Source organism: Neorhizobium sp. T6_25, assembly GCF_002968555.1.
In the GTDB taxonomy this organism is placed as follows: domain Bacteria; phylum Pseudomonadota; class Alphaproteobacteria; order Rhizobiales; family Rhizobiaceae; genus Neorhizobium.
The window spans coordinates 35,105-44,968 of sequence record NZ_PVBL01000035.1; the positions used below are offsets into that span (position 1 = coordinate 35,105).

The following is a 9,864-nucleotide window of genomic DNA, read 5'->3' on the forward strand; positions in this document are numbered from 1 at the left end:
GCGACAGGAAGGTTCGCAATCGCTTCTTGATTGCCAAGACGATCGAAAATAACTCACTCTGGAGACTATGCCGCCCGCGAGGAAAATGCCTGCCATGACCAAACCCAATATCCTCATCGTCATGGTCGACCAGTTGAACGGGACGCTGTTTCCCGACGGGCCGGCATCGTTCCTGCATGCGCCGAACCTCAAGGCGCTTGCCGCGCGCGGCGCGCGGTTTGTCAACAACTACACGTCGTCGCCGCTCTGCGCGCCGGCGCGTGCCTCGTTCATGGCCGGGCAGTTGCCGAGCCGGACGCAGGTCTATGACAATGCCGCCGAATATGTTTCGTCGATCCCGACCTTCGCGCATCACCTGCGCCGGGCCGGTTATTACACGGCGCTTTCGGGAAAGATGCATTTCGTCGGGCCGGACCAGCTGCACGGGTTCGAGGACCGGCTGACGACCGATATCTATCCGGCCGATTTCGGCTGGACGCCGGATTATCGCAAGCCGGGCGAGCGGATCGACTGGTGGTATCACAATCTCGGTTCGGTGACCGGCGCGGGCGTCGCCGAAATCACCAACCAGATGGAATATGACGACGAGGTCGCCTTTCTCGCCAACCAGAAGCTCTATCATCTCGCCCGCGAGCGGGACGATGCCGATCGGCGCCCTTGGGCGCTTACCGTCTCCTTCACCCATCCGCACGACCCCTATGTGGCGCGGAAGAAGTTCTGGGATCTTTACGAGGATTGCGAGCACCTGCTGCCGGAAGTCGGGCCGATCCCGCTCGAAGACCAGGACCCGCATTCGAAGCGGATCATCTTTTCCTGCGACTACAAGAACTTCGACGTAACGGAAGAGAATGTCCGCCGCTCGCGAAGAGCCTATTTCGCCAACATCTCCTATATCGACGAGAAGGTCGGGGAACTGGTCGACACGCTGACGCGGACGCGGATGCTGGACGACACGCTGATCCTGTTCTGCTCCGACCATGGCGATATGCTGGGCGAGCGCGGGCTGTGGTTCAAGATGAACTTCTTCGAGGGTTCGGCCCGCGTGCCGCTGATGATCGCCGGTCCCGGCGTGCCCGCTGCCCTGCATCTGGCGCCGGTTTCCAACCTCGACGTGACGCCGACGCTCTGCGACCTCGCCGGCATTTCGATGGACGAGATCAAGCCCTGGACGGACGGCGAAAGCCTGAAGCCGATGATGGAGGGTGTTCCGCGCACGAGCCCGGTGCTGATGGAATATGCCGCCGAAGGCTCCTATGCGCCGCTCGTCGCCATCCGCGAGGGCAAATGGAAATATGTCCATTGCCTGCTCGATCCGGACCAGCTGTTCGACCTGGAAGGCGATCCCCGGGAGCTCAACAACCTCGCCGACGATCCGGACTTTGCCGAGGTCGTCGCTCTGTTCCGGCGCCAGCGCGAGGAGCGGTGGGACATGGGCGCCTTCGACGCGGCTGTGCGTGAAAGCCAGGCGCGGCGATGGGTGGTCTACGAGGCGCTGCGCAACGGCGCCTATTATCCTTGGGACCACCAGCCCTTGCAGAAAGCATCGGAGCGCTACATGCGCAACCACATGAACCTCGACAATCTCGAAGAGTCCAAACGCTACCCGCGCGGAGAATGAGATGAAAGCCCAACCGATCGCCAGCCATTTCATCGATGGCGAATATGTCGAGGATACCGACGGCACCGTCATCGAAAGCCTCTATCCGGCGACCGGAGAGGTGATCGCACGCCTGCATGCGGCCACGCCCGCGATCGTCGAGAAGGCAATTGCGGCGGCCAAGCGCGCCCAGCCGGAATGGGCGGCCATGAGCCCGACCGCCCGCGGCCGCATCCTCAAGCGCGCCGCCGACATCATGCGGGAGCGCAACCGCGAGCTTTCCGAACTGGAGACGCTCGATACGGGCAAGCCGATCCAGGAAACCATCGTCGCCGACCCGACTTCGGGCGCCGACAGCTTCGAATTCTTCGGGGGTATCGCAGCGGCAGGACTCAACGGCAGTTATATCCCGCTGGGGCAGGACTTTGCCTATACGAAACGGGTGCCCTTGGGCGTCTGCGTCGGCATCGGCGCCTGGAACTATCCGCAGCAGATCGCCTGCTGGAAAGGTGCGCCGGCGCTGATCTGCGGCAATGCGATGGTGTTCAAGCCCTCGGAAAACACCCCGCTCGGGGCGCTGAAGATCGCCGAAATTCTCATTGAGGCCGGGTTGCCGAAGGGGCTCTACAACGTCATTCAGGGCGACCGGACGACCGGGCCGCTGCTGGTCAACCATCCCGATGTCGCCAAGGTGTCGCTGACCGGCTCGGTGCCGACCGGTCGCAAGGTGGCGGCAGCGGCGGCCGGAAGCCTCAAGCATGTAACGATGGAACTCGGCGGCAAATCGCCGCTGATCGTCTTCGACGATGCCGATATCGACTCGGCGATCGGCGGAGCGATGCTCGGCAATTTCTATTCGACCGGCCAGGTCTGCTCCAACGGCACCCGCGTCTTCGTGCAACGGGGCATCAAGGAGACATTCCTCTCCCGCCTCAAGGCACGCACGGAAAACATGGTGATCGGCGATCCGATGGACGAGGCGACCCAGATCGGGCCGATGGTCTCCTTCGACCAGCGCCAGAAGGTGATGAGCTATATCGAAAAGGGCAAGGCCGAGGGTGCCACGCTGGTCACCGGCGGCGGCATTCCGAACCACGTCACCGGCGAAGGTTATTACGTGCAGCCGACCGTATTCGCCGACGTCACCGACGAGATGACGATCGCCCGCGAGGAGATTTTCGGGCCTGTGATGTGCGTGCTCGATTTCGACGACGAGGCCGAGGTGATCGCCCGCGCCAACGGCACGGAATTCGGCCTTTCGGGTGGGGTGTTCACGTCCGATCTCACGCGTGGGCATCGGGTGGCGGATCAGTTGGAAGCCGGGACGCTGTGGATCAATACCTACAATCTCTGCCCGGTGGAAATCCCCTTCGGCGGCTCCAAGCAATCCGGCTTCGGACGCGAAAATTCGCTGGCGGCGCTGGAGCATTATTCCGAGCTAAAGACTGTCTATGTGGGCATGGGCAAGGTCGAGGCGCCGTATTGACGATGGCGTCAGTCCAGCACGAGATCGTCGAGATCGACATTCAGGACGGCAGCGATGCGCTTCAGCACATCGACCGAGCCTGTCTTCTTGCCGGTCTCGATCTCGGACAGGTAGGGCTGAGAGATCCCGACTGCTTCCGCGAGCTCCGAGACCGTCATCTTGCGGTAGTTGCGGAAAGTACGGATGCGGCTTTCGGTTTCAAGCAGTTCGTACACCAACTCGGCCGGCCAGGTTTCCTCACCGGCGGCGATGCGCGCCAGGATTTCATTGGCTTTGATGGTGTCCATCATATCCTCGAAGTCGTCTTCGGGAACCAGGACATAAGACTTGCCGTCAATGACGGTCTTGTCAAAAACACCCATTGTTCACTCCTTGTAGATGCCGCCTCTAGGCCCGACATCAATAACAACGACGAGGTTCGTCTCCTCATCGATGATGATCCTGTCATTGCCGACGCGGATGCGAACGAGCGCGCTGCCCTCCAGCCTTTTGAGATCGACCTTTTCACCACGGGCGAATGCATCGACCTTCGCCCTGATGGCAGCCTGACGTCTGGGCTGCATCCGGCTCAGGCTTTTCTGCGCGACCTTAGAATAGAGTACAGCCTTCATTAGATCAATATAGCTTACAGCTATACGCACATCAATCGAGAGTTGCAAATGATGCAGGCAGATTTCGTCATCATCGGTTCCGGTTCCGCAGGCTCCGCCATGGCCTATCGCCTGTCGGAGGACGGCAAAAATTCGGTGATCGTCATCGAGGCCGGCGGATCCGATTTCGGGCCGTTCATCCAGATGCCCGGGGCGCTGGCCTGGCCGATGAGCATGAAGCGCTACAACTGGGGTTATCTTTCCGAGCCCGAACCGAACCTCAACAACCGCCGCATCACCGCGCCGCGTGGGAAGGTGATCGGCGGGTCGTCGTCAATCAACGGGCTCGTCTATGTCCGCGGCCACGCGGAAGACTATAACCGCTGGGAGGAGCTCGGCGCGCAGGGCTGGGCCTATGCGGACGTGCTGCCCTATTTCAAGCGCATGGAGCATTCGCATGGCGGCGAGGAAGGCTGGAGGGGCACGGACGGGCCACTGCATGTGAAGCGTGGGCCGGTGACCAATCCGCTCTTCCACGCCTTCATCCAGGCGGGCTCCCAGGCCGGTTTCGAGATGACGCAGGATTATAACGGCTCGAAACAGGAAGGTTTCGGGCTGATGGAGCAGACGATCCATAACGGCCGGCGCTGGTCGGCCGCCAACGCCTATCTGCGGCCGGCGCTGAGGCGCAAGAATGTCGAACTGATCTATGGGCTGGCGCAGAAGATCGTCATCCAGAACGGCCGCGCCGTCGGCGTTGAAATCGAAAGGCGCGGCGTCAGCGAGACGATCAAGGCCAACCGCGAGGTGATCGTCTCGGCCTCCTCCTTCAACTCGCCGAAACTGCTGATGCTGTCCGGCATCGGGCCGGCGGACCATCTGAAGGAGATGGGCATCGAAGTCACGGCCGACCGGCCGGGCGTCGGCGCCAACCTGCAGGACCATATGGAATTCTATTTCCAGCAGGTCTCGACCAAGCCGGTCTCGCTCTATTCCTGGCTGCCCTGGTTCTGGCAGGGCGTGGTCGGCGCGCAGTGGCTGCTGTCGAAGGGTGGCCTCGGCGCCTCCAACCAGTTCGAGGCCTGCGCCTTCCTGCGCTCGAGCGCGGGTCTCACGCAGCCTGATATTCAATACCATTTCTTGCCGGTGGCGATCTCCTACGACGGCCGCGCGGCGGCGAAAAGCCACGGTTTCCAGGTGCATGTCGGCTACAACCTGTCGAAATCGCGCGGAAGCGTGACGCTGCGATCGCCTGATCCGAAGGCGGACCCGGTGATCCGCTTCAACTACATGAGCCATCCTGAAGACTGGGAGAAGTTCCGCCATTGTGTGCGACTGACCCGCGAGATCTTTTCCCAGAAGGCGTTCGACCAGTATCGCGGGCCGGAAATCCAGCCGGGCGAACAGGTCGAGACGGATGACCAGATCGACGCATTCCTGCGCGAGCATCTGGAAAGCGCCTATCACCCCTGCGGCACCTGCCGGATGGGCCGTGCCGACGATCCTCTTGCCGTGGTCGACCCGGAATGCCGGGTGATCGGGGTCCAGGGCTTAAGGGTCGCGGACTCGTCGATCTTCCCGCATGTGACCTACGGCAACCTCAACGGCCCCTCGATCATGACCGGAGAGAAGGCCGCCGATCATATCCTCGGCAAGACACCCCTGCCCCGCAGCAATCAGGAACCCTGGGTCAATCCGCGGGCGATGGTGAGCGATCGGTGATCAGTGGCGCAGAACGTAAGGTACGCGAATTCCCGGCAGATTCGCAGGAAAGTCCTTCGTGTTCCTTGTGACGAGCAGCATTGAATGAATATCCGTGCTCGCCCAGATGATCGCATCGGGAAGCTTCATCTTGTGCTTCTGGCGAAGGGACACCGCCCTTTCGGCAACTGCATCGTCAAGCGCGATGATATTCAGGGCATTCAGGAATTCTCGTGTTGCCGCAGCCAGATGTGGAGGCACCCCGACGAGCACTTCCATCCATGTCACAATGCTAATGCTTGGATTTTCGTACCGTTCAAATTCCTCACGCCCTTCGGATACGGAATTCAAATAATCGACGATAATATTCGTATCGAGAACGGCGCTATCGCTCACCATTCATCGCGAACTTTTTGCTGAAAGTCCAAGCCATCGACGATGCGATTACCCCACAGGCCGAAAGCTTCGGCTCTCTTTTGCTTGTCACTTTTCTGCAGAAAATCGTGCACGGCACGCTCGATCAGGACAGATCGAGATATGTTCTCCTTCTGCGCCAAACGGTCCAATGCCTCGACTTCAGCATCTGGCAACTCGACTACGGTCTGCAAGTAAACCTCCACGGTCACAGTCAATCGATAATACTCAAAATGACGCGACGAAACCAGTCTACAAAAACCCGATCCATCTGCCGGCAATCACCGCGCTGATCCACAGCACGATCGAGAGGACGGCGGAAAACCGAAGTGCCGTCGTCGGCGCGTTGCCGGCCAGCACCGTCCGCCATCCGGAATTGAAATGAACAACGGCAACGTTCAGGAGCCCCAGGGCTACCAAGCCGAGTTTGGCGAGGAAGGCCGGGTTGCGGACATATTCCAGCGGCCGCACCGAGAACAGGCAGAGGCCGGTGACGACGGCAATGAGGACACCGGCGCCGGCGAGGCGTGACAGGTAGGGCGCGATCACGGCAAGCGGGATGACCGGGGCCAGGCCCAGCAGCCGGAGATCCAGCGCCAGGATGGCGCCGAACAGCATGCCGATGCCGAGGATATGCGCGGCGTTGACCAGCAGATAGAGCGTCGACGAGGTGATCAGCGCCCGCGCCAGCGGCGTTTCGGCAAGCGAAGCGAGGAATTCCATGCCCGCCTCAGTTGGTCTTGATGCGTTCCGGATAGATGTCGAAGGTCTTGCCGGAGACGACGATCCGGACCGCCTTCATGCGTTTTTCACTGCGGTCTTCGGAGCGGTTGCCGGTGGCGGCGATCTGGTCGCCGACCTTGGCCTGCCCTTCGACGAAGCCGGAGCGCTGGGTCTGATTGGGATTGCCGAGTTCGACGCGCCAGACGCCGTCTTCGGCTCTGATCTCGAGTGTCGGATGGGGCGGCGAGAACGAGATCGACTGGATCGTACCCTTGAGGTCTATCTGGTCGGCTTCCGCCCAGGACCAGCCGTGATGGGCAACGGCAGTGCCGGCGAGCGATGCGGCAAACATGGTGCCGGCGAGAATGCGGGCGATCGAAAGGCGGGGCATGACGGCTCTCCTCTGTTCCGGATCATATGCCGGAGATGTAGGATGCCTGACCGAATAACCAGAGGTTTCACCGTTTCTTGAACGTCGGCCCGCTATCGACGGTCAGTTGGTCGCCATCAGCGCCACGGCCCTGTCGACGATCAGGCGGTTGAGGGCGCGGTAGTCGCCGTCGAAATGGTGGCCGCCTTCGCGGGCGAGAACCTGGGTGCCGCGAATCTCCCGGACTGCCGGGCAGGCGCTGTCATCTTCTTTCAGGCCGTAGATGCACTGGATCTTGGACGGCTCGACCTCGCGAAGATCGTCAACCGGATCGCCGTATTTGCCAAGACCTGCAAACCCGAACCAGCCGGTCACGTTGATCTCGAAATCCGCCTGGTGCGACAGGGCCAGAAGCGAGACGAGCGAGATCGCCTGCTTGTCGGCATCCGGCAGCAGCCGGTAGGTGGCCGGCAGGATATCCGCGCCGAAGGAATATCCGATCAGCAGGACGTTATCGACGTTCCAGCGTTTGCGGTAGGAACTGACGATACGGGAAAGGTCGGCTGCGGTCTGTTCCGGAGTTCGCTCGCTCCAGAAATAGCGCAATGCATCGACGCCGACGACCGGGATGCCCTCTTCCTTAAGATAGGCGCCAAGTTGCTGGTCGATATCGCGCCAGCCGCCGTCGCCGGAATAGATGATCGCCATGGTATTGTGCTTCGGCGTCGCATGGATCGGCACTATCGGCAGATTGAGCGGCGAAGCGGACTGGGCGAGCCGCCGGACGGTGGCCGATGTATTCTCCAGCAGGGCTACATCCGCGGCCCCAGCCGTTTCCCGGTACTCGATCGCGGGATGGGTGATTTTCAGATTTTCCGTGTGGATGCGGCCCGCCGCGTCGGCCTCGGGGGTGAAGACGATCCGGACGGGATTGGGAAGATCGCCTTCGGTCAGGCCGTAGACCGTGCCGCCGGGGACCGGGGTCTTTGGCGCCGGGGTGCAGAGGATGGTCGACAGCGGGATGGCGGTCCGAGGGTCGATGGCAAGCGTCTCGGCGATCGTCGAATCCGGTGTCTGGGCGGCAATGGCCAGCGCCAACGTACCGCCGTCACCAATGCCTGCCACGACCGGCGGATGATAGGTGGCGATATCGGCCGAGCGGTGCAGTTGGCGCGTCACGTCTTCGATGTCGGAAACCAGATAAAGGCAGTCGTCCCGCTCTTCCTCGAGCGCCCCGTAATAATCGCGAATATCCACGCCGACCACCAGGGCGCCGTCCCTGACCAGCGCCTCGGACGTGCGCTCCTCGCGGTCCGACCACCCCTCGCCGCCCGAAAGCAGCACGACCACTCCGGTCGCCTTGGTTTCGGGAAAGGAAATCCGGTCGGTCGGCAAGCTTTTGGCCTTCAGGTCCGGGTCGGAGACGATATTGACGATGGCAGCGACGAAGGTGATGCCTGCAACAATGATCGGCAGAACCTTCATCTGCGAAGGATGCCCTTCAGCCCGCCGCCGATCAGCATGGTAACGTCGACCAGTGAAACGACCGGCAGGCCACGGCCGGAGACGGCGATGTAACGCGGCTGCCATTCCGGATCGAACTTGTCCTTGAACAACCTCACGCCGCGGAAATTGTAGAAACGCTCGCCATTCTGGAAGATGCGTTCGCCCACGTGGTTCCAGAGCGGCGCCTTGCTGTGGGTCGAAAGGCCGGCAAGCGGCGCCATGCCGAGGTTAAGGGTGCGAAAGCCTGCAGCCTTCAAATGCTCCATGATCCGCACGAACAGCAAGACCATCATGCCCTGATGAGCATTCGGCAGGTGGCGCATCAGGTCGATGCAGGCGTCCCCGGCGGAGCCGGTCGAAAGGACGTTGGCGAAGGCAACAATCTTGCCCTCGATGCGGATGACGCCAACCGGGCCGGTCGCCACGTATTGAGGCTGGAAGGTTCCGAGCGAAAAGCCTTTTTCCGTGGCATTCTGGGCCGTCAGCCACGCGCGCGAGACGGACCGGAGTTCATCGAGAACTGCAGGCACGTCATCTGCCTCGATCATCGAAAACTCAAGACCATCGCGAACCGCGCGGTTGACGGCGCGCCGAAGCCTGATCCGAGTGCCACCCTTGAGGTCGAAGTTCGTCAGGTCAACCACCGCCTGTTCGCCGAGCTTGTAAGGCTTCAACCCGGATTCGACGGTGAGCGGCAAGAAGTCCGGGGAGACCTGATAGAAAACGGCGCGGCAACCCGACTTGCGGGCATGTTCCATGAATTTCAGCGTCAGGCCGGACCAGGCGCTGCCGGGGCCGATGGGATCGAACAGCGCCACCCAGGAACGGCCCTGCTGGGCGTACATGATGAACGCGTTGCCGCAATCGGAAAAAAGCAGCTTCTTGTCGCCGAGGCGGACGAGACCGGCGCTCGCATTCGGCTGGGTGGCGAGGATTTCGACGGCGCGGTTCATTTCGTCGCTCGCCGGCGGCTTGCGGCAGCGCCGCGGGCGCCGCAGCCGGTTGGTGGCAAGCGTGCCGATCAGGAGCGTCAGCGCCAGGCCGGTCGGCGCTTGAATATTGGTGTTCGACAGAAGCAGGCTCCAGCCGAGCCTCACCAGATTTTCCTCGAGGAAAACACTCACGCCAAGCGCCATCACGAACAGAACGAAACCGAAAGACAGGAGAATGCCCGTATCGGGAGTCAGGCGATCAATCAGCACCCTCCCCATGGAGATGGCCGATTGTGCCGACTGTTTTGCGGGCGAGCCGGCGACCGGCTCCGAGGGTTCTTCGAGGTGGGCAATGTCTGCCATAGGTTATCCGTCGCGGAAATAAGCGTTAGGCCTGCATTTCGTCAGAGCTTGCGCCCAAAAGGTTCTTACCTGTTCTGCGTCAATCAACAATTGACACATATCAATTTTGAAAAACTTTCCGTGATTAAGGTAAAAACGCCACGCAACAACCGCGCGTGCACTGCGATTTCTGCGGCACCACA

At 61.3% G+C, this 9,864-nt stretch carries 11 protein-coding genes; 3 read left to right on the forward strand and 8 right to left on the reverse strand.

The window, feature by feature from the left end:
- The first annotated feature begins 94 nt into the window (after positions 1-94).
- Positions 95-1,618 carry a choline-sulfatase gene (betC, locus tag C5L10_RS30355; RefSeq protein ID WP_105432724.1) on the forward strand — a complete coding sequence of 508 codons (1,524 nt, stop codon included), beginning with the start codon at positions 95-97 and terminating at the stop codon, positions 1,616-1,618.
- A gap of 1 nt (position 1,619) precedes the next feature.
- Positions 1,620-3,083, forward strand: coding sequence for a betaine-aldehyde dehydrogenase (gene betB / locus C5L10_RS30360; protein ID WP_105432725.1), 1,464 nt, complete (start codon positions 1,620-1,622; stop codon positions 3,081-3,083).
- A gap of 8 nt (positions 3,084-3,091) precedes the next feature.
- Here betB and C5L10_RS30365 read toward each other — a convergent pair whose 3' ends face one another.
- Together C5L10_RS30365 and C5L10_RS30370 are read right to left on the reverse strand one after the other, a co-directional pair.
- Positions 3,092-3,445 (reverse strand): helix-turn-helix domain-containing protein, encoded by a 354-nt coding sequence (locus C5L10_RS30365; protein WP_046664477.1) that lies wholly within the window; start codon positions 3,443-3,445, stop codon positions 3,092-3,094.
- A gap of 3 nt (positions 3,446-3,448) precedes the next feature.
- Positions 3,449-3,646, reverse strand: coding sequence for a type II toxin-antitoxin system RelE/ParE family toxin (locus tag C5L10_RS30370; protein WP_245448304.1), 198 nt, complete (start codon positions 3,644-3,646; stop codon positions 3,449-3,451).
- A gap of 99 nt (positions 3,647-3,745) precedes the next feature.
- Between C5L10_RS30370 and betA the strand changes: the two genes are divergently transcribed.
- On the forward strand, positions 3,746-5,395 hold the full coding sequence (gene betA, locus C5L10_RS30375; RefSeq protein ID WP_105432755.1) for a choline dehydrogenase: 1,650 nt from the start codon (positions 3,746-3,748) through the stop codon (positions 5,393-5,395).
- On the opposite strand, the gene C5L10_RS30380 is transcribed toward betA, so the two are convergent.
- From C5L10_RS30380 to C5L10_RS30405, 6 genes are all read right to left on the reverse strand, one after another.
- Positions 5,396-5,773: a type II toxin-antitoxin system VapC family toxin gene (locus C5L10_RS30380; RefSeq protein WP_105432726.1), complete on the reverse strand. Its 378-nt coding sequence runs from the start codon at positions 5,771-5,773 to the stop codon at positions 5,396-5,398.
- Positions 5,767-5,982: a CopG family transcriptional regulator gene (locus C5L10_RS30385; protein WP_046607262.1), complete on the reverse strand. Its 216-nt coding sequence runs from the start codon at positions 5,980-5,982 to the stop codon at positions 5,767-5,769. Before C5L10_RS30385 ends, C5L10_RS30380 begins: the two co-directional genes overlap by 7 nt.
- A 58-nt stretch (positions 5,983-6,040) precedes the next feature.
- The gene (locus tag C5L10_RS30390) at positions 6,041-6,511 is read right to left on the reverse strand and encodes a DUF6644 family protein (protein WP_105432727.1); all 471 of its coding nucleotides are present in this window, start codon (positions 6,509-6,511) and stop codon (positions 6,041-6,043) included.
- Between the two features lie 7 nt (positions 6,512-6,518).
- Positions 6,519-6,902 carry a DUF6152 family protein gene (locus C5L10_RS30395; protein WP_105432728.1) on the reverse strand — a complete coding sequence of 128 codons (384 nt, stop codon included), beginning with the start codon at positions 6,900-6,902 and terminating at the stop codon, positions 6,519-6,521.
- A gap of 102 nt (positions 6,903-7,004) precedes the next feature.
- On the reverse strand, positions 7,005-8,366 hold the full coding sequence (locus C5L10_RS30400; RefSeq protein ID WP_172717268.1) for a virulence factor family protein: 1,362 nt from the start codon (positions 8,364-8,366) through the stop codon (positions 7,005-7,007).
- Positions 8,363-9,682, reverse strand: coding sequence for a phosphatidylglycerol lysyltransferase domain-containing protein (locus C5L10_RS30405; protein ID WP_105432730.1), 1,320 nt, complete (start codon positions 9,680-9,682; stop codon positions 8,363-8,365). Before C5L10_RS30405 ends, C5L10_RS30400 begins: the two co-directional genes overlap by 4 nt.
- Between the last annotated feature and the right edge of the window lie 182 nt (positions 9,683-9,864).

Coding starts and splice junctions, on each gene's coding strand:
- C5L10_RS30400 (WP_172717268.1), bottom strand. CDS start 8,366: ATGAAGGTTCTGCCGATCATTGTTGCAGGCATCACCTTCGTCGCTGCC.
- C5L10_RS30365 (WP_046664477.1), bottom strand. CDS start 3,445: ATGGGTGTTTTTGACAAGACCGTCATTGACGGCAAGTCTTATGTCCTG.
- C5L10_RS30380 (WP_105432726.1), bottom strand. CDS start 5,773: ATGGTGAGCGATAGCGCCGTTCTCGATACGAATATTATCGTCGATTAT.
- C5L10_RS30405 (WP_105432730.1), bottom strand. CDS start 9,682: ATGGCAGACATTGCCCACCTCGAAGAACCCTCGGAGCCGGTCGCCGGC.
- C5L10_RS30395 (WP_105432728.1), bottom strand. CDS start 6,902: ATGCCCCGCCTTTCGATCGCCCGCATTCTCGCCGGCACCATGTTTGCC.
- betC (WP_105432724.1), top strand. CDS start 95: ATGACCAAACCCAATATCCTCATCGTCATGGTCGACCAGTTGAACGGG.
- C5L10_RS30370 (WP_245448304.1), bottom strand. CDS start 3,646: ATGCAGCCCAGACGTCAGGCTGCCATCAGGGCGAAGGTCGATGCATTC.
- C5L10_RS30390 (WP_105432727.1), bottom strand. CDS start 6,511: ATGGAATTCCTCGCTTCGCTTGCCGAAACGCCGCTGGCGCGGGCGCTG.
- betA (WP_105432755.1), top strand. CDS start 3,746: ATGCAGGCAGATTTCGTCATCATCGGTTCCGGTTCCGCAGGCTCCGCC.
- betB (WP_105432725.1), top strand. CDS start 1,620: ATGAAAGCCCAACCGATCGCCAGCCATTTCATCGATGGCGAATATGTC.